At 69.2% G+C, this 18,053-nt stretch carries 18 protein-coding genes; 11 read left to right on the top strand and 7 right to left on the bottom strand.

The window, feature by feature from the left end; genetic code table 11:
• Positions 1–45: 45 nt before the first annotated feature.
• A complete protein-coding gene (locus ACIBEI_RS08465; protein WP_398886460.1) occupies positions 46–396 on the bottom strand; it encodes a VOC family protein in 351 nt (116 codons plus the stop codon).
• 211 nt (positions 397–607) lie between these two features.
• Complete coding sequence (locus ACIBEI_RS08460) at positions 608–1,192, bottom strand: TMEM165/GDT1 family protein (protein WP_398886458.1); 585 nt, start codon at positions 1,190–1,192, stop codon at positions 608–610.
• Between the two features lie 355 nt (positions 1,193–1,547).
• On the opposite strand from ACIBEI_RS08460, the gene ACIBEI_RS08455 reads away from it, so the two are divergent.
• Positions 1,548–1,940 carry an SseB family protein gene (locus tag ACIBEI_RS08455; RefSeq protein ID WP_398886456.1) on the top strand — a complete coding sequence of 131 codons (393 nt, stop codon included), beginning with the start codon at positions 1,548–1,550 and terminating at the stop codon, positions 1,938–1,940.
• Between the two features lie 10 nt (positions 1,941–1,950).
• Here the strand turns inward: ACIBEI_RS08455 and ACIBEI_RS08450 are convergent, their stop codons facing one another.
• The 4 genes from ACIBEI_RS08450 to ACIBEI_RS08435 are packed head-to-tail and all read right to left on the bottom strand — an operon-like array spanning position 1,951 to position 6,123.
• Positions 1,951–2,982, bottom strand: coding sequence for a LacI family DNA-binding transcriptional regulator (locus ACIBEI_RS08450; protein WP_190228598.1), 1,032 nt, complete (start codon positions 2,980–2,982; stop codon positions 1,951–1,953).
• On the bottom strand, positions 2,979–3,884 hold the full coding sequence (locus ACIBEI_RS08445; RefSeq protein ID WP_398886453.1) for a carbohydrate ABC transporter permease: 906 nt from the start codon (positions 3,882–3,884) through the stop codon (positions 2,979–2,981). The genes ACIBEI_RS08450 and ACIBEI_RS08445 overlap by 4 nt, the downstream gene beginning before the upstream one ends.
• Positions 3,881–4,804, bottom strand: coding sequence for a carbohydrate ABC transporter permease (locus tag ACIBEI_RS08440; protein WP_398886451.1), 924 nt, complete (start codon positions 4,802–4,804; stop codon positions 3,881–3,883). The genes ACIBEI_RS08445 and ACIBEI_RS08440 overlap by 4 nt, the downstream gene beginning before the upstream one ends.
• Positions 4,801–6,123: an ABC transporter substrate-binding protein gene (locus ACIBEI_RS08435; protein WP_398886449.1), complete on the bottom strand. Its 1,323-nt coding sequence runs from the start codon at positions 6,121–6,123 to the stop codon at positions 4,801–4,803. Before ACIBEI_RS08435 ends, ACIBEI_RS08440 begins: the two co-directional genes overlap by 4 nt.
• Positions 6,124–6,432: 309 nt before the next feature.
• Here ACIBEI_RS08435 and ACIBEI_RS08430 point away from each other — a divergent pair, with 309 nt between their 5' ends.
• Together ACIBEI_RS08430 and ACIBEI_RS08425 are read left to right on the top strand one after the other, a co-directional pair.
• Entirely contained in the window at positions 6,433–8,454 is a 2,022-nt protein-coding gene (locus ACIBEI_RS08430) for a beta-galactosidase (RefSeq protein ID WP_398886447.1), read from the top strand.
• Positions 8,455–8,761: 307 nt separating this feature from the next.
• On the top strand, positions 8,762–10,330 hold the full coding sequence (locus tag ACIBEI_RS08425) for an arabinogalactan endo-beta-1,4-galactanase (RefSeq protein WP_398886445.1): 1,569 nt from the start codon (positions 8,762–8,764) through the stop codon (positions 10,328–10,330).
• Positions 10,331–10,444: 114 nt separating this feature from the next.
• Here the strand turns inward: ACIBEI_RS08425 and ACIBEI_RS08420 are convergent, their stop codons facing one another.
• Entirely contained in the window at positions 10,445–11,968 is a 1,524-nt protein-coding gene (locus tag ACIBEI_RS08420; protein ID WP_398886444.1) for an AMP-binding protein, read from the bottom strand.
• A gap of 114 nt (positions 11,969–12,082) precedes the next feature.
• Here ACIBEI_RS08420 and ACIBEI_RS08415 point away from each other — a divergent pair, with 114 nt between their 5' ends.
• From ACIBEI_RS08415 to ACIBEI_RS08380, 8 genes are all read left to right on the top strand, one after another.
• Positions 12,083–12,478 carry a nuclear transport factor 2 family protein gene (locus ACIBEI_RS08415; protein WP_269654509.1) on the top strand — a complete coding sequence of 132 codons (396 nt, stop codon included), beginning with the start codon at positions 12,083–12,085 and terminating at the stop codon, positions 12,476–12,478.
• A 50-nt stretch (positions 12,479–12,528) separates the two neighbouring features.
• A complete protein-coding gene (gene crcB, locus ACIBEI_RS08410) occupies positions 12,529–13,005 on the top strand; it encodes a fluoride efflux transporter CrcB (RefSeq protein WP_398886442.1) in 477 nt (158 codons plus the stop codon).
• Between the two features lie 26 nt (positions 13,006–13,031).
• Complete coding sequence (locus tag ACIBEI_RS08405) at positions 13,032–13,421, top strand: DUF190 domain-containing protein (protein WP_398887346.1); 390 nt, start codon at positions 13,032–13,034, stop codon at positions 13,419–13,421.
• Entirely contained in the window at positions 13,418–13,792 is a 375-nt protein-coding gene (gene crcB / locus ACIBEI_RS08400) for a fluoride efflux transporter CrcB (RefSeq protein ID WP_398886441.1), read from the top strand. Before ACIBEI_RS08405 ends, crcB (ACIBEI_RS08400) begins: the two co-directional genes overlap by 4 nt.
• Before the next feature lie 123 nt (positions 13,793–13,915).
• A complete protein-coding gene (locus ACIBEI_RS08395) occupies positions 13,916–14,746 on the top strand; it encodes an undecaprenyl-diphosphate phosphatase (protein WP_398886440.1) in 831 nt (276 codons plus the stop codon).
• Between the two features lie 88 nt (positions 14,747–14,834).
• Entirely contained in the window at positions 14,835–15,578 is a 744-nt protein-coding gene (locus tag ACIBEI_RS08390; RefSeq protein ID WP_398886438.1) for a FadR/GntR family transcriptional regulator, read from the top strand.
• Positions 15,575–17,026 carry an amino acid permease gene (locus ACIBEI_RS08385; RefSeq protein WP_398886436.1) on the top strand — a complete coding sequence of 484 codons (1,452 nt, stop codon included), beginning with the start codon at positions 15,575–15,577 and terminating at the stop codon, positions 17,024–17,026. The genes ACIBEI_RS08390 and ACIBEI_RS08385 overlap by 4 nt, the downstream gene beginning before the upstream one ends.
• The gene (locus ACIBEI_RS08380) at positions 17,023–18,048 is read left to right on the top strand and encodes an asparaginase (RefSeq protein WP_398886434.1); all 1,026 of its coding nucleotides are present in this window, start codon (positions 17,023–17,025) and stop codon (positions 18,046–18,048) included. Before ACIBEI_RS08385 ends, ACIBEI_RS08380 begins: the two co-directional genes overlap by 4 nt.
• The last annotated feature ends 5 nt before the right edge of the window (positions 18,049–18,053 follow it).

Here is an 18,053-nt window from a genome sequence, read left to right as displayed (position 1 = left end):
GTTTACGATGCAACTAGTGCAGTTGCATGGAGTTGCTCGCCCTGCTCAGGACGCCTCCTGGATGAGACCGACGTCGTTGCCGTCCGCGTCCTTCACGGAGGCGATCAGCGTGCCGCCCCCGACGTCCTGGATGTCCTGGACGACCTCGGCGCCCGAGCCGACGAGACCGGCCAGGCTCGCCTTGATGTCGGCGACGTGCCAGTAGGGGACGGGCGCGGTCAGACCCTTCGCGTGACCGTTGGGGTCGAGCCCGATCTCCGGCCCGCCGGGGGCTCGGAAGCCCACGTAGTACGCCTCGTCGACGTACGGCTCCACCCCCAGCAGCGAGCCGAACAGGGCCTTGGCGCGGGCGAGGTCCTTGACGGGATAGGTGATGGTCCTGAGGACTTCGGGCATGACGGGCTCCTCCGCTGTCGTGATCTCCACCGGTGATCTCCACCGGTGGTCGTCACCGGTGGTCGTCACCGGTTCGGACCGGTTTCTCGCCGGTGGAATCACGCTATGGCCGAGGGGTGGGAGCACGCTTCTCCGTTCCTGACCGGTCAGGACGGACCGCTTGGATCCTGACCGGTCCGTTCCTGACCGGGCGCCCCGGGAGCGTGGCCCGTCACCCGGTGAAGATCTCCACGACCGACCAGACCGCGAGCCCGAGCATGCACAGACCGCCGATGCGCTGCACGGTCTTCAGCGGTACGCGCTTGGCGATGAACCGCCCGGCCAGCAGTGCGAGCGCGGAGACCGACATGAGGGCGGCCGCGGATCCGACGGCCACGGACGCGACGCCGTTGGTGGCCGCGAGGTTGGCGGTCGTGATCTGCGTCAGATCGCCCCACTCGCTGATGAAGACGGCCATGAAGGCGGTCGTGTAGACGGGCCAGAAGCCGGTGACGGTCCGGCCTCCGGCGTCCTCCTCGCCGTCGTCCCCTCCGCTGCGCAGCAGCATGAAGGCGCCGAACGCGAAGAGCGCGGCCGAGACCGACTTGACGGTCCAGTCGGGCAGCAGACCGATGAGACTTCCGGCGCCGACGGCGATCGCGACGTGCACGACGAACGCGGTGGACGTACCGAACCACACGTACAGCGGCCGCATGCGGGTGCCCATGGCCAGCGACGCGAACATCGTCTTGTCCGGCAGCTCGGCGAGGAAGATCAGCCCGAAGGCGGTGAGGATCGCCAGAGGGTCGAGATGCATTCCGGGTGGCTTTCTTTAGGGCCGGGCCCCCGGATCTTCGCGAAGCGCCCTCGACTCGGGCGACGGGAGAACCGATCGGCCCGGCATGACGGGTGCGCCGCAAGGACTCGCGGGCACATCAATGCCTGGCCGAAGGTCTCGTCCACCCGTGTGATCACACGGGCCCGGCCACCGGGAACCCGAGGGTTCCAGTGTGTCGACGACCGGTTCGCAGGACTACTCCCCTTCGCAGCCACTCAGTGTACAGGACACACATACGGGTCTCGCATGAGAGTGCGGGGCGGGGGTATGCGAAGAACACTCGACGCGGACGGGCAAGGGATGGTCCCGCCCGCGACTCACGAGCGGAACCCTCATGAACGGCTCACTCCACGAAGCGACACCCTCGGACGACACGTCCGATGTGATCCTGCGCGCGCTGAGCGTCCTGGCGCACAACGGCCTGGACGGCGACGCGCGGACGCTGCTGGCCGACACCGAGGTGCTGGTGCCGGCCTCGGACGCGCGGACGCGGAGACTGGTCCTGCCGGTCATCGGCCGGGCCGTCCTCGTCTTCACGTCCGAGGAACGCATGGCGCAGGCCCTGCCGGACGTCCAGTGCTACCACCTCGTACCCCTGGGCATGATTCCGGCCCACTGGCCCCGGCGCGGCTTGGCGCTCACCATCGACCCGGGTTCGCCCGAGGCCGTGACACTGTCGGCGGAGGGCGTGCACCTGCTGCTGGGCCCACCCCTGAAAGCCGCGTGAAGCGCCGGTCTCAGGTGGACTGACGCTTCACCAGTTCCGTCGGCAGGATCACCGCCGCCGGATCCTCTCCGCCGATCTGGGCGAGCAGCACCCGCACCATCTCGGCGCTGATCCGGTCATAGGGCTGCCGGATGGTCGTCAGCTGGGGGCGGGCGGCCAGGGCGGCCGAGGAGTCGTCGAAGCCGCCCACCGACACGTCCTCCGGGACGCGGCGCCCGGCCCGCTCCAGTGAGGTGAGTACGCCCTGGGCCATCAGGTCGGACGCGACGAACACCGCGTCCACGTCCGGGCACTGGGCCAGGAGCCGTTCCGCGCCCGCCTCGCCGCTGGCCCGGCTGTAGTCACCGGACACGACGAGCCGCTCGTCGAAGTCGATGCCCGACTCGGCGAGCACCTCCCGATAGCCCGCGAGCCGCTCCACACCACCGGGCGTGTCCAGGGGCCCGGTCACCACGCCGATACGGCGACGGCCCAGCGACACCAGATGGCGCACCATGTCACGGGCGCCGTCCCGGTCGTCCGCGGCCACGTAACTCACCTTGGAGCCGACGCCTATGGGCTTGCCGCACATGACCAACGGCACGCCCGCTTCCCGCAGTTGCTCGGCGACCGGATCGCCGGAGTGGCTGGAGACCAGCAGCACCCCGTCGACATGACCCGCCGTGATGTACCGCGTGATACGGCGCCGCTCGTCCTCGGTGCCCGCCAGCATCAGCAGCAGCGGGATGTCGTGCGCCGCCAGTGCCTGCGTACAACCCCGCAGCAGGACATTGAAGTTGGGGTCCTCGAAGAACCTCTCCTGCGGCTCCGTGAGCAGGAAGCCGATTGAGTCCGAGCGTCCGGTGATCAGTGAGCGGGCGTGCCGGTTGACGACGTAACCCGTCCTGCGGATGGCTGCGTTGACCGCCTCCTGGGCCGTGGGACTCACGTAGTGCCCGCCGTTGAGCACGCGCGAGACGGTCCCTCGTGAGACTCCCGCCTCGCGCGCGACATCGTGAATCGTCGGCGGTTTGCGCCGGCCCCCCGATTGGCTCATGGTCACGACTTTACGGCTCCCGACAGCAGATCGAGGCTCCAGAACCGCTGGATGACCAGGAACAGAGCGATGAGCGGAATGACCGCGAGCAGCGCGCCGGTGATCACCAGTGTGTAGAGGGCCGGGGTGTTGGCTCCCTGTTCGAGCAGGGTGAACAGACCGAGGGTGATCGGGAACTTCTCGTCGTCGCTGAGCATGATGTACGGCAGCAGGAAGTTGTTCCACACCGCCACGAACTGGAAGAGGAATACCGTCACCAGCCCGGGCACCATCATCGGCAGCGCGATCCGGGTGAAGATCCCCAGCTCGCTCGCCCCGTCCATCCGCCCCGCCTCGACGACGTCGCTGGGCACGGCCGCGGCGGCGTAGATCCGCGCGAGGTAGACGCCGTACGGCGACAGGATCAGCGGCAGCAGGACGGACGCGTACGAGTCCGTGAGGTCGGCCTTGGCCATGAGCAGATACTGCGGGATCGCGAGGATCACCGGCGGCATCAGCACGCCCGCCATCAGGATGTTGAAGATGGTCTCGCGGCCCCGGAACCGGTAGATCGCGAGGGCGTAGCCGCTGAACGCGGAGACGACGGTCGACAGGAGAGCGCCCAGGCCCGCGTAGAGGGCGGAGTTGCCCATCCACTTCCAGTACACGCCGTCGCGGTAGGCGTTCAGGTCCGTGACGTTCTCGGCGAAGCCCGTGCCCGGCAGGAACGTGAACGTCGAGAACAGCTCGCTGCCCGACTTGGTCGCCGCGATCACCACCCACGCCACCGGCAGCAGACAGTAGATCGCGCCGATCAGCAGCGTCACCGTCGGGACGAAGGCGATCCGGCGGCGCAGCGGCGGCCCCTGAGCGGTGCCGGGTGTCGTCCCCGCGGCCGGGGACGCCTTGCGGACGGCAAGAGAACTCACTGTGCTGCCTCCTGCTTGTTACGGGAGTTCGCGGCCCGCAGGAAGCCGAAGGACAGGACCAGCGTGACAAGGGCGATGATCACCGCGGTCGCCGCCGCCGAGTAGATGTCGCCCTTGCCGAAGGCGTCCTGGTACACCTTCATCAGCGGACTCCAGGTCGTGGACACGGAGTTGGTGAGCGGCTTGAGGGTGGTCGGCTCGCTGAACACCTGGAGCGTCGCGATGATCGAGAAGAAGAAGGTCAGCACCAGCGAGGGTGCCACCATCGGGATCTTGATCCTGATCGCGATCTGCAGCGGGGTGGCGCCGTCCAGCTTCGCCGCCTCGTACACCTCGGCCGGGATGGACTGCAGCGCGGTGTAGATGACGATCATGTTGAAACCGGTGCCGCCCCACACCGCGATGTTGGACAGGGCGATGTACAGCGGCCCGCCGTCCAGCAGGTCGGGCTGCGGCATGCCCAACTTGTCGAGGACGAAGTAGAAGGGGCTGACGTCCGGCAGGTACAGAAAGCCCCACAGCATCGCCGCGACGACACCCGGAATGGCGTACGGGAGGAAGATCGCGAGCCGGGTGACCGGCGCGAGGCGGACCCGGTCGGTGTCGAGCATCAGCGCGAAGAGCAGCGCGAGCCCGAGCATCACCGGCACCACGATGGCGCCGTAGCCGAGCACGCGCACGGCACCGTCGAGCAGCTGGGAGTCGGTGAGGGAGTCGGTGTAGTTCTCCAGGCCCGCCCAGACCTCCTGGCGGGCCCCCGCGCCCAGGCCGAGGCCCTTGACCTGGACCTTGTGCAGGCTGAGCCAGACCGCGTAGCCGATGGGCAGCGCGAAGAAGAGGGCGAACAGGATCGTCGCGGGGAGAAGGAAGGCATACGGGGCCCCCTTGACCCCGTACGACTTCCGGCGTGCGCTCGTCACTCCGCGACCTCGAAGCCCTGCTTCTTGAGGTCGGCCACGGTGTCGCCCTGCATCGTCTTCAGGGCGGCGCCGAAGTCCGACTTGTTCTTGGCGGCGGAACCGAACGCGTCCTTGAACGTGGTGTACGCGACGTTCACGTTCGGGCCCCACGCGGAGGGAGCCGTGGTCTTCGCGATGTCGGCGGCCTGGGCGTAGAAGTCCGTCTGGTTGGAGAAGAAGGCAGGCGGCTCGGTGAACGCGTCACTGGTCTGCGCGGTCGTGGCGGCCGGGTAGATGCCACCCTCCTTGGCGAGCGCGGTCAGCGCCTGGGGGTCCGTGTTCAGCCAGGCGGCGAACTTGGCGGCGGCCGACTTGTGCTTGGAATCCGTGGTGACGGCCGTGGACGAACCGCCCCAGCTCCCCGTGACGTCGTCGCTCTGCGACCACTGCGGCAGCGGAGCCATCGCCCACTTGCCCTTGGTGTCGGGCGCGGCGGTGGTCAGGGTGCCGGGCGCCCAGACGGCGCTGACCCAGGCGATCTGCTTGCCGGTGTTGAGCGCCTTGTTCCAGGCGGGGGTGTACATCGGCTGGTTGTCGATCGCGCCCTCCTTGACGAGGCCGCCCCAGAAGTCGGCGACCTTCTGCGTCGCCGCGTCGTCGATGCCGACCTTCCACTTCTGGCCCTCTGTCGTCCACCACTTGGCGCCCGCCTGCTGGGCGAGACCGGCGAAGAGACCGGAGTCGTTGGCGGAGAAGGTGGTCAGGTCCGTCTCCGGCGACTTCTTCTTCAACGCGCGGGCCGTCTCGGCGAACTGCTCCCACGTCTGCGGGACTTCGAGGCCGTACTTCTTGAACAGGTCCTGGCGGTAGTAGAACATCATCGGCCCGGAGTCCTGCGGGATCGCGTACACCGCGTCCGAGCCCAGCGTCGTCTGCTGCCAGACGCCGTCGGCGAACTTGTCCTTCACGCCGTCGACTTCGCCGGCTATGTCGGCGAGCGCGTCATTGCTGACCAGGGTCGGCAGGGCCTGGTACTCGGCCTGGACCAGGTCCGGGGCCTTCTTGGCCTTGTGCGCGGTGAGGATCTTGGTGACCAGTGTGTCGCCGGACGCCTGCTTCTTGACCGTGACCTTGATCTGGTCCTTCTTGCCCTGGCCGTTGTTCCACAGGTCGGCGACCTTGTCCATGCCCGGCGTCCAGGACCAGTACGTCAGCGAGACCGGCCCCGAGTCGGCCTCGCTGTCGTTGTCGTCCGAGGAGCCGCAGGCGGCAAGTGCGGTGGCGCCGAGCGTGACGGCGACCGAGATGGTCACGAGGCGACGCAGCTTCGTGTGTGGCATGGATGTATCTCCCTGACCTGGGTCTCCGCCTGCTGCGGAGGCCTGCCCCTTTTTCTTGTGCGGCTCGCTCCGGGACGCTTCAGCCGGTGTCGAGATCACGACCGTGCTCAGCCCTTCGGGCCTCCGCGCGCTCGCACTCTCGACACCGGCGCGCCCCTCCGGCTCGCCCGTGCTGCTTCTGTGAGCGTTCACAGTAGAGAAACATCCAGGACACTTGTCAATGGTTGTTGCTGTGCGGTTATGTTGGCCCCGCGCCGCTGGCGCTGTGTGTGCACGTTCCCAAATGATCGATCGACCGGGAGACAATCCATGCCGGAGACCACCCCCAAGGGCCTCTCGAGGCTCGCCTTCGGTGGGGACTACAACCCCGAGCAGTGGCCGGAAACCGTCTGGCCCGAGGACGTCCGGCTGATGCGCGAGGCCGGCGTCACGATGGTCAGCGTCGGAATCTTCTCCTGGGCCCTGCTGGAGCCCGAGCCCGGGAACCACGACTTCGGCTGGCTCGACCGGCTCCTCGACCTGCTGCACGAGAACGGGATACGCGCCGACCTCGGTACGCCGACGGTGGCGCCGCCCGCCTGGTTCTACCGCGAGCACCCCGAAGCCCTGCCTGTGACCGCCGACGGCACCCGCTACGAGTTCGGCTCACGCGGCGCCATCTGCCACAGCAACCCCCACTACCGCTCGGCCGCCGCCGACATCACCACCAGGCTCGCCACCCGGTACGCCGAACACCCCGCGCTCGCGATGTGGCACGTCCACAACGAGTACGGCGTCCCCGTCTCGGCCTGCTACTGCGAGAGCTGCGCCGCCCACTTCCGCTGCTGGCTCGGCAGGACGTACGGCACGGTCGACGCGGTGAACGAGGCCTGGGGCACGGCCTTCTGGGGCCAGCGGTACGCGGACCTCGACCAGATCAACCCGCCCCGGGTCACCCCGACGGTCGGCAACCCGGCCCAGGCGCTCGACTACAAGCGGTTCGCCGACGACACCATGCGCGAGAACTTCGTCGCCGAGCGGGACATCCTGCACCGCCTCGCGCCCGGCATCCCCGTTACCACCAACTTCATGACCGCCCTCAGCCAGTGCGACTCCGTCGACTACTGGGCCTGGGGCCGCGAGGTCGACCTCGTCACCAACGACCACTACCTGATCACCGACGGCCGCCGTACGCACGTGAACCTCGCGATGGCCGCCGACCTGACCCGCTCCGTCGCCGGCGGCGCCCCCTGGCTGCTGCTCGAACACTCCACCTCGGGCGTCAACTGGCAGACCCGCAACCCCGCCAAGGCTCCCGGCCAGATGGCCCGCAACTCCCTCGCCCATGTGGCCCGAGGCTCCGACGGCGCGATGTTCTTCCAGTGGCGGCAGTCACGGCGCGGCGCGGAGAAGTTCCACTCGGCGATGCTGCCGCACGCGGGCACGGACTCGCGGGTGTGGCGCGAGGTGGTCGAACTCGGCGCGTCCGTCGACGCGTTGAGTACGATCCGCGGCACCCGCACCCAGGCGGACGCCGCCGTCCTGTGGGACTGGCACTCCTGGTGGGCGCAGAACCTCCAGTGGCGCCCCAGCGAGGACCACGACCCGCGCGAGCGCGCCGACGCCTTCTACGAAGCCCTCTACGACCGACACCTCACCGTCGACTTCGCCCACCCGGAAGCCGACTTGTCGGCCTATCCCCTTGTCGTCGTGCCGGCCCTCTACCTGATGACCGAGGCCGCCGGACAGAACCTCACGGAGTACGTCGAGAACGGCGGCACCCTCGTCGTCTCGTACTTCTCCGGCATCGTCGACGAGCACGACGCCGTGCACGACGGCCCCTACCCCGGCCCGCTGCGGGACGTACTCGGCCTGACCGTCGAGGAGTTCTCGCCGCTGCTCGCCGGCGACCGGGTCCGCATCACCGGACCCGACGGATCCGAACTCGCCGGGGACGTCTGGACCGAGTTCGTCGTGCCGCGCGGTGCCGAGACCGTGTGGACGTACGCCGACGGGCTCACCGAGGGGCATCCGGCCGTCACCCGTCACCGGTTCGGTGAGGGATCCGCCTGGTACGTGTCCACGCGGCTCGGGGCCCACGGGCTCGACGCGCTTGTCGGCTGGGCCGCCGACGATGCGCGGATCGCGCCCCGGGGCGATCTGCCTCGGGATGTCGAAGTGGTGCGGCGGGTGGGGGAGTCGGGGACGTTCCTGTTTGTGATCAACCACTCTGCCGCGGACGCGAAGGTGGCGCTGGACGCGCCTGGTACGGAGCTGCTCACGGGCGAGCGTGCGGCAGGCCGCCTCGCGGTGCCCGCCGGGGGCGTCCGGGTTGTACGCCTCGACGACTGACTCGCCCCATTGTTTTCGCCCCCGCCGCCCCTACCCATTCCCGTCCGTTTCGGGGGGCCAGCCCCCCGAACCCCCCGCTCCTCAAACGCCGGAGGGGCTGAAGATTTCGCAGCCCGGGCCGACATTTTCAGCCCGTCCGGCGTTTGAGGACGAGGCCGTTCAGGCCGATGCGGGGGTCTGGGGGCGGCAGCCCCCAGAAGGGACGGGAACGGGTAGGGGCGGCGGGGGCGAAGAACCCCACGTCACCCCCCTACGCCCCACTCAGGGGCACATCCACATCATCACGTCGAAGGGACGACGGACGACGATGTTCCATCCCAGACGCACACTCAGGGCCCTGCTGCTACCGCTGGCAGCCGGCCTGGCCTTCACCGCCCTGCCCGCGCAGAGCGCCGGCGCGGCAAGCACCCTCACCAACCCCGGCTTCGAGTCGAACGGCACCGGCACGACCACCCCGACCGGCTGGTCGACCTACTCCGCGGGAGGCCAGACCGCGGCCTCCTTTACGGAGGCGGGCGGTCACGGCGGCAGCTACCGCCTGACGCACTACTCGGCCTCCGCCTACAAGGTGGAGACGTACCAGTACCTCTCGGGCCTCACCAACGGCAACTACAAGCTCACCGCCTGGGTGCGCTCGGGCGGCGGCCAGAACTCCGCCTACCTCGCGCTCAAGAACTGCGGCGGTGCGGAACAGCGCACTGACATCCCGGTCTCGTCCAGCGGCTGGATACGTATCGTCACCCCCGTCGCCGTGACGAACAACCAGTGCACGATCAGCATCAACTCCGATGCGAAGGCGGGCAATTGGATCAACGTTGACGACCTGACGTTCACCTCCGGCACGGCGGGCCTGCCCATCAAGGGCTCCGACGTGTCGTCGCTCGCCAAGAGCGAGGCCAAGGGCGGCGTGTACAAGTACAGCTCTGGCACGACCGGTGACGCGCTCGCCATCCTCAAGTCCGCCGGTCAGAACTACGCCCGCCTCAAGGTGTGGGTGAACCCCGCCGACGGCTACAACAACAAGGCCCGCGTGCTGGCCACGGCCAAGCGCGTCAAGGCGCAGGGCATGAAGCTCCTCGTCGACTTCCACTACTCGGACACCTGGGCAGACCCGGGCGCCCAGTCCAAGCCCGCAGCCTGGGCCGGACACTCGTACAGCCAGCTCAGGACCGACGTCTACAACCACACGTACGACGTGCTGAACGCGCTGAAGGCGCAGGGCACCACGGCCGACATGGTGCAGGTCGGCAACGAGATCAACGGCGGCATGCTCTGGAACGAGGGCTCCACGTCGAACTGGTCGCAGCTCGCCGGGCTGCTCAACTCCGGCTACGACGCGGTCAAGGCGGTCAACTCCGGTACGACCGTGGCCCTGCACCTCGCCAAGGGCGGCGATCTGGCGGGCACCCGCTGGTGGTTCGACAGCGCGGTCTCCAACGGCGTGAAGTTCGACGTCATCGGGCTGTCCTACTACGGCTACTGGCACGGCACGCTCGCCGACTTCCAGACGACCCTGGACGACGCGGCGGCCCGCTACGGCAAGCCGGTCTACCTCGCCGAGACGGCCTACCCCTTCCGGCTGGACAGCGAGGACTCGCACGAGAACATCATCGACCTCAGCAGCGAGCTGGTGCCCGGCTACCCGGCCTCGACCGCCGGTCAGACGCAGTGGATGAAGGACGTGGCCAGCATCGTGGAGGCCGTCCCGAACGGCCGCGGACTCGGCATCTTCTACTGGGAGTCCACCTGGACCGCGGTCACCGGCAACGGCTGGGACCCCACCGACGCCTCCTCCGGCAACGGCTGGGAGAACCAGGCCCTGTTCGGCTACGACGACAGGGCGCTGCCGGCGATGGCGTGGTTCAGCCACCGGTGACGGACTGAAGGCGTGACAAGGGGGAGGGGGGGGGGGGGGGGGGGGGGGGGGGGGGGGGGGCCGGGGCGCCCCCGCCGCCGCCCCCCCCCCCCCCCCCCCCCCCCTCCCCTCGCCTCATCCCTTGTCCCGCTCCCGCCAGAACGGCTCCCTCAGCTTGAACTTCTGCAGCTTCCCCGTCGCCGTGCGCGGCAGCGACTCCACGAAGTCGACCCGCTTGGGCGTCTTGAAACCGGCCAGCCGCGTACGGCAGTGGGCGATCAACTCCTCGGCGGTGACGCCCGATCCGTCCGTCACGACGAGCGCGGTCACCAACTCGCCCCACTTGGCGTCCGGAATCCCGATGACCGCGACCTCGCGCACGGCCGGATGCGAGGTGATCACGTCCTCCACCTCGATCGACGAGACGTTCTCGCCGCCCGAGATGATGACGTCCTTCTTGCGGTCGGAGATCACCAAGTACCCCTCGTCGTCGAGGTATCCGCCGTCCCCGGTGTGGAACCACCCGCCCGCCTGCGCCTTCGCGGTCTCCTCGGGCTGGTCCCAGTAACCGTCCAGGTTGTGGTTCGACGCGGTCAGCACTTCACCGTCGACGTCCACATCGATACGGACGCCGAGCGCGGGCACCCCAGCCCGCCCGAGCCGCCGCGCACGATCGGTGGGCTCCAGGTCGTCCCACTCCTCCCGACCGCGGTTGACCGTGACGAGGGGCGAGGTCTCGGTGAGCCCGTAGATCTGGATGAACTCCCAGCCCAGCTCGCCCATCACGCGCTCGATCGTGCGGGTCGGCGGCGGCGCGCCCGCGCAGACGATACGGACCCGGTCGCGGCCGGGGATCTCGCCCTCCCAGTCGGCGGCCGCGTCGAGCACGGCGTTCAGGACGGCGGGCGCCGCGCACATCAGGGTCACGCCGTGCCGCTCGACGCGCCGCAGGATCTCGGCGCCGTCGATCTGGCGGAGCACGATGTGCCGGCCGCCGACCCCGGTGACGCCGTAGGGCATGCCCCAGCCGTTGGCGTGGAACATCGGGAGGGTGTGGAGGTAGACGTCACGGTCGCTGATCGTGGTGTGCAGCCCGAACACGGCCGCGTTCAGCCACAGATTGCGGTGCGTGAGCTGAACTCCCTTGGGGCGGGCGGTCGTTCCGGACGTGTAGTTGACGCTGGCCGTCGCGCTCTCGTCCGGTGCGGCCCACTCCCGCGGTTCCGTGTCGTGCAGGAAGAGGTCCTCGTCGTCGCCGAGGACGAACTTGTGCTTGACGTCGAGTGTGTCGAGCACGTCCGCGCAGGACGCGTCCGCGTAGACGACCGAGGCGCCGGAGTGCCGGACGATGTAGTCGATCTCCGGCTGGGTCAGCCGGAAGTTCACCGGCACCAGGACGCGCCCCCAGCCGGAGACGCCGAAGAACGAGGTGAGCAGCCGCGCCGAGTTCTGCGAGATCACCGCCACCCTGCCGCCCACGGGTACGTCCAGTTGGTCGAGCTTGGCGGCCTGGGCACGGGCGAGTGCCGCCAGCTCCCGGTAGGTGGGTTCGCCGAGGTTCGGCCCCGGCTGCTCCGGCTCGTCGACGACGGCGACGCGGTCCGGATAGACGTGGGCCGCACGGTCGAGGAAGTCACGGACGGTCAGCGGGTAGTACACGACAGCACCTCCGGGGTCGGTGATGCATACGTACCTACCCCGGCGTTGCGCGATGCCACCAGCGGCCACTACTGTCCGAAGTGCCTAATCAATTAGTTACCTAAGAGGTGGCAGATGAATCCCTTCCGCAAGGCGGTGGAGGACGGCGACCACGCGGCCGTCGTCGACCTGCTCGCCGAGGACGTCGTGTTCACCAGCCCCGTGGTGTTCAAGCCGTACGCCGGAAAGCCGATCACTGCGGCGATCCTGGGCGCGGTGATCGAGGTCTTCGAGGACTTCCACTACATCCGCGAGATCGAGAACCCGGACGGCCGGGACGTCGTCCTCGTCTTCGAGGCACGGGTGGGCGACCGCGCACTCCAGGGCTGCGACATCCTGCACTTCGACGAGGACGGCCACGTCGACGAGCTGACTGTCATGGTCCGCCCGCTGTCGGCGGCCCAGGCGCTCCAGGCCGCGATGGCGGCCCGGTTCGAGGCCGTCGAGAAGCAGGCGTCGGGCGCGTCCTGACCGGCCGGGGTTTAGCCTGATCTCCTGCCACGACCAGGAGACGTACGCCCATGACCGCCCCTCATTCCGACACGGTGGACGAACCGGCGGAACTTCGCGCGCCCGCCCGGCGGCCCTCGGTCTGGCGGGGGCAGGGGCCGGCCGTGGTGGCCGTCTCGGTGGGTGGCGCGATCGGGGCCTCGGCGCGCTACGGGGCCTCGCTCCTGTGGCCCACGCACACGGGCGGCTTCCCGTGGACCACGTTCTGGGTCAACGTCGTCGGATGCTTCATGATCGGCGCCTTCATGGTCGTGATCACCGAGGTGTGGGCGGCCCACCGGCTGGTACGCCCGTTCTTCGGCACCGGAGTGCTCGGCGGCTTCACCACCTTCTCGACGTACGCCGTCGACATCCAGAGACTTGTCGACACGGGCCATCCCCGCACCGGCCTCGCCTATCTCGCCGCGACCCTGGTGGCGGCGCTGGCGGCGGTCTGGCTCTCGGTGACGGCCGTGCGGCGGGCCCTGGCGTGGCGGCGGCGCCGATGAGCAGCGCCACGGGCATGGAGGCGGCGATGACGAGGCTGACGGGCAAGGCCCTGCGGGTGACCGTCTTCATCGGCGAGAACGACACCTGGCACCGCAAGCCGCTGTACTCGCAGATCGTGCACCGCGCACGCGCGGCGGGACTCGCCGGAGCGAGCGTGTTCCGGGGCATCGAGGGCTTCGGCGCGTCCTCGCTGATCCACACCACACGGCTGCTCTCGCTGAGCGAGGACCTGCCCGTGGCCGTCGTCATCGTGGACACGGAGGAGCGCGTACGCGCCTTCCTGCCGGAGCTCGACGAGCTGGTGGGGGAGGGGATGGTGATCCTCGACAGCTGCGAGGTGATCCGTTACGTCGGCCGGGAGGACCCCGCCGGCGAACCCGGTGACACGGGCGGGAAGGGTAAGAAGTCGTTGTGAACTGGGTACTGGTGATCGTCGGCGGCATGGTCGGTGCGCCGCTGCGCTATCTCACCGACCGCGCGGTGCAGTCCCGGCACGACACGGTCTTCCCCTGGGGCACCTTCACGGTGAACGTCGTCGGCTGTCTGATCCTGGGCACCCTCACCGGCGCGGCCGTGGCCGGAGCGGCCTCCTCGCACCTCCAGCTGCTGCTCGGCACCGGCCTGTGCGGGGCGCTCACCACGTACTCGACGTTCTCGTTCGAGACCCTGCGGCTGGCCGAGGACGGGGCCCGTCTCTACGCCGCCGCCAACGTGATCGCGAGCGTGGTCGCGGGACTGGGCGCGGCGTTTGCGGGCGTTTCGGTGGCCGAGGCCCTCTGGGCGTAGCCCCTGGGATCACACCTGGACGTAGTAGGACTGGCTCGGCCGCGGTCTGCGTACGACCGCCCGTGCCGCGGCCGTCGCCCGCACGCCCGTCGCCGGCACGCCCGTCCACCAGAACTGGATCCCATGAGCGCCATCTCCGTCGGTCAGGCCGTCGTTCTCGGAGCCGTCGAGGGGGTGACCGAGTTCCTTCCGGTCTCCTCCACCGGCCACCTCAAGATCACCGAGGGGCTCATGGGCATCCCGGTCGACGACAACGCCGTCGTCGGGTTCTCCGCCGTCATCCAGGTCGGCGCCATCGCCGCGGTGCTCGTCTACTTCTTCAAGGACATCGTGCGGATCGTCTCGGCCTGGTTCCGAGGGCTGCGGGACCCCGGCGAGCGCTACCACCACGACTACAGGTTCGCCTGGTGGGTGATCTGCGCGACGATCCCGATCGTGGCCGTCGGCCTGGCCGCCAAGCCGCTCATCGAAGGCCCGCTCGCCTCGCTCTGGGTGGTCGCGGGCTCCCTGATCGTCGGCAGCGGGGTGATGTGGGCGGCGGACCAGATGGGCCGGCACAAGCGCGGTGAGGACGACACCTCGTTCAAGGACGCGATGCTGGTGGGCAGTTCACAGATCCTGGCCCTGCTCTTCCCGGGCTTCTCCCGCTCCGGTGCCACCATGTCCACCGCCCTGATCCTCGACCTCGACCGCGTAGCCGCCACCCGCCTCTCCTTCTTCCTCGGCATCCCGGCCCTGACCGGCGCAGGCCTCTACGAACTGAAGGACGCCCTGGGCTCGGGCACCGGCGCTCTTCCACTGGCCGTGGGGACAACAGTGTCTTTCCTGGTGGCGTACGCCTCGATCGCGTGGCTGTTGAGGTTCGTGGCGAAGCATTCCTTCAACGCGTTCGTGATCTACCGGATCATCGTCGGGTTGCTGCTGTTCGGGCTGCTGGGCGCCGGGGTTCTCTGATCGTCCGGGCGATCGGGGGCCCGCGGGCCGGTCTCACGCCCCGGGCCCTCCCTTGACAGTCGCCTCCTGTTCCCCCCAGGATCACCCCGTGAACCTGTCAGACAGCCAGACAGCTGGCTCGGTGCCGAGGCGTATCAGCGCCATGGAAGCGGTGCTCGGGCACCTTCGTGGTGCCATTGAGCGCGGTGAGTACGCCGTGGGGGACAAGCTGCCCTCCGAGGCGGAGCTGTGCCGGCGTCTTGAGGTCAGCCGGCCCGTGCTGCGGGAGGCCCTCAGGGCCCTGCAGACGATGGGGCTGACCGTGTCCCGGACCGGCAAGGGCACCTTCGTCCTGTCCAACGGACCCGTCGAGGACCCCACCTTCGGCGACTACGCGGCCAGCGACCTGCTGGAGGTCAGGCGGCACGTCGAGATCCCCGTGGCGGGTTATGCGGCGGCGCGCCGCACGCCCGAGGATCTCGACCACCTGGCACACATCCTCGACCGGATGGAGCGCGAGACCGACACCACCGCGTGGGTGGCCATGGACACGCTCTTCCATCTCGCCGTGGCGCAGGCAGCCCAGAACCCGGTCTTCCGCCGCGTGATCGAGGAGATCCGGGACGCGCTGGCCCGCCAGTCCGCGTTCCTCAACGAACTCGGCGGCCGCCGCGAACAGTCCAACCGCGAGCACCGCGCCATCGTCGAGGCCCTGGTCGACGGCAGCGCAACCGACGCGACCGAGGCGATGGCACATCACCTCGACCGCGTCGAGACGACCCTCACCGCGATCGTGCGCTCCGAGCACGCGGACGGCGCGGACACCCCCACGGAAGGCGGACCAAAGGCGTGAGCGAGCAGTCCCTCGACAAAGAGACAGGGCAGACACGGAAAGCCGCCGTTCACGTCGACGCCGGTGACGCGGGATACAGCAAGTCCCTGAAGTCCCGGCACGTCAACATGATCGCCATCGGCGGAGCGATCGGCACCGGTCTCTTCCTCGGCGCCGGAGGCCGCCTCGCCGAGGCCGGACCCTCGCTCTTCATTGCGTACGCCGTCTGCGGTGTCTTCGCCTTCCTGGTCGTCCGCGCCCTCGGCGAACTCGTCCTCTACCGGCCGTCGTCCGGCGCCTTCGTGTCGTACGCCCGGGAGTTCCTGGGCGAGAAGGGCGCGTACACGGCGGGCTGGATGTACTTCCTGAACTGGGCGACCACCGGCATCGCCGACATCACCGCGGTCGCCACCTACACCCACTACTGGGGCATGTTCTCCGACATCCCGCAGTGGGTGATCGCCCTCATCGCGCTCGCGGTCGTGCTGACCGTGAACCTCATCTCGGTGAAGATCTTCGGCGAGCTGGAGTTCTGGTTCGCGATCATCAAGGTGAGCGCGCTCGTCGTCTTCATGCTGATCGGCATCTTCCTGCTGGTCACCCAGAGCCCCGTGGACGGGACCACGCCCGGCCCCTCGCTGATCACCGACAACGGCGGCCTCTTCCCCAACGGCCTCCTGCCGATGCTGCTGATCGTCCAGGGTGTCGTCTTCGCCTACGCCTCCGTCGAGCTGGTGGGCGTCGCGGCGGGCGAGACCGAGAACCCCGAGAAGATCATGCCCAAGGCCATCAACTCGATCATGTGGCGCGTCGGCCTCTTCTACGTCGGCTCGGTCCTGCTGCTCTCGATGCTGCTGCCCTGGAACAAGTACACCGCCGGAGAGAGCCCGTTCGTCACCGTGCTCTCCAACATCGGCATCCCGGCCGCGGGCGGCGTCATGAACCTCGTCGTGATGACCGCCGCCATGTCCAGCCTCAACTCCGGCCTCTACTCCACCGGTCGCATCCTGCGCTCCATGTCGATGTCCGGCTCGGCGCCGAAGTTCACCTCCGTGATGAGCCGCAGCCAGGTCCCGTACGGCGGAATCCTGCTGACCAGCGGTATCTGTGTACTCGGCGTCGGACTCAACTTCGTCGTCCCGGCCGACGCGTTCGAGATCGTGCTGAACTTCGCGGCGATCGGCATCCTCGCCACCTGGGGCATGATCATGATCTGTCACCTGCAGTTCTGGCGGAAGACCGAGGACGGCGAACTGGACCGCCCCAGCTACCGCCTCCCGGGCTCGCCCTGGACCGAACTCGTGACCCTCTTCTTCCTCGCCTCCGTACTGGTCCTCATGTACGCGGACGGAGGCGCGGGTCGCACCACGGTCCTCTGCCTGCCGCTGATCGTGGCGGCGCTGGTCGCAGGCTGGTACGGCGTACGCCGCCGGGTCGAGTCCATACGCAAGTCCGAGGCGGACGCATGAGCCCCAACGCCCTTGCCGACTACGGCTGCTCGCTCGCCGCGGCGCCCTCGATCAGGGAACCGCTGCACGCGCCCGTGGCCCACCTCGTACGCGGCGGAGTCATCGAAGGCATCCACTACGGGTCGGTGGTCGTGTTGGCCGCCGACGGCAGCGTGGACCTGCAGATCGGTGACATCGAGGCGGCCTTCTACCCCCGCTCGGCCCTCAAGCCGGTGCAGGCCGTGGCCATGCTGAGGGCCGGGCTGCCGCTCGACGGCGATCTCCTCTCGCTGACCGCCGCCAGCCACTCCGGCGAGGAACGCCATCTCGCAGGCACCCGGCGGATCCTGGAACTCGCCGGACTCACCGAGGACGATCTGCGCAACGTCACTGACCTGCCCTTCGACCCGGTCGTCCGAGAGGACTGGATCCGCGCCGGCCGACCGCCGTCCCGTCTCGCGCAGAACTGCTCGGGCAAGCATGCGGCGATGCTCTACACGGCACGCCTGAACGGCTGGTCGCTCGACGACTACCTCGACCCCGCGCATCCGCTCCAGCAGGCCATCGCGGAGATCGCCGAGGACCTGACCGGCCAGGCCATCGCCCGGGTCACGGTCGACGGCTGCGGCGCCCCGCTGTTCTCCGTCTCGCTGCACGGGCTCGCCCGCGCCGCCGCCCGCATCACGACGGCCCCGCCCGGCACCCCCGAGGCCCGGGTCGCCGACGCGATGCGCGAGCACGCCGAGATGGCGTCCGGCACCGGCCGTGACGTCGCCGCGTTGATGCGGGCCGTACCGGGCCTGCTCACCAAGGACGGCTTCGAGGGCGTACAGGTCGCCGCACTCCCCGACGGCCGGGCCGTCGCCGTGAAGATCGCGGACGGCGCCGACCGGGCCCGCGTACCGGTCACCGCGGCGGCGCTCGCCCGCTGCGGCGTCGACCCGGCCGCACTCACCGAGTTCGCCGGAGCACCACTCCTCGGCGGCGGCGCGGTGGTCGGAAGCATCCGGCCGGCGCGGGCACTCGACCCGCTCGCGGAGTAAGTCGC

The organism is Streptomyces sp. NPDC050988 (assembly GCF_044456225.1).
In the GTDB taxonomy this organism is placed as follows: domain Bacteria; phylum Actinomycetota; class Actinomycetes; order Streptomycetales; family Streptomycetaceae; genus Streptomyces.
This window is presented reverse-complemented; position numbering and strand designations above follow the sequence as displayed.

Coding starts and splice junctions, on each gene's coding strand:
- ACIBEI_RS08465 (WP_398886460.1), bottom strand. CDS start 396: ATGCCCGAAGTCCTCAGGACCATCACCTATCCCGTCAAGGACCTCGCC.
- ACIBEI_RS08460 (WP_398886458.1), bottom strand. CDS start 1,192: ATGCATCTCGACCCTCTGGCGATCCTCACCGCCTTCGGGCTGATCTTC.
- ACIBEI_RS08455 (WP_398886456.1), top strand. CDS start 1,548: ATGAACGGCTCACTCCACGAAGCGACACCCTCGGACGACACGTCCGAT.
- ACIBEI_RS08435 (WP_398886449.1), bottom strand. CDS start 6,123: ATGCCACACACGAAGCTGCGTCGCCTCGTGACCATCTCGGTCGCCGTC.
- ACIBEI_RS08430 (WP_398886447.1), top strand. CDS start 6,433: ATGCCGGAGACCACCCCCAAGGGCCTCTCGAGGCTCGCCTTCGGTGGG.
- ACIBEI_RS08425 (WP_398886445.1), top strand. CDS start 8,762: ATGTTCCATCCCAGACGCACACTCAGGGCCCTGCTGCTACCGCTGGCA.
- ACIBEI_RS08415 (WP_269654509.1), top strand. CDS start 12,083: ATGAATCCCTTCCGCAAGGCGGTGGAGGACGGCGACCACGCGGCCGTC.
- crcB (WP_398886442.1), top strand. CDS start 12,529: ATGACCGCCCCTCATTCCGACACGGTGGACGAACCGGCGGAACTTCGC.
- ACIBEI_RS08405 (WP_398887346.1), top strand. CDS start 13,032: ATGACGAGGCTGACGGGCAAGGCCCTGCGGGTGACCGTCTTCATCGGC.
- ACIBEI_RS08395 (WP_398886440.1), top strand. CDS start 13,916: ATGAGCGCCATCTCCGTCGGTCAGGCCGTCGTTCTCGGAGCCGTCGAG.
- ACIBEI_RS08380 (WP_398886434.1), top strand. CDS start 17,023: ATGAGCCCCAACGCCCTTGCCGACTACGGCTGCTCGCTCGCCGCGGCG.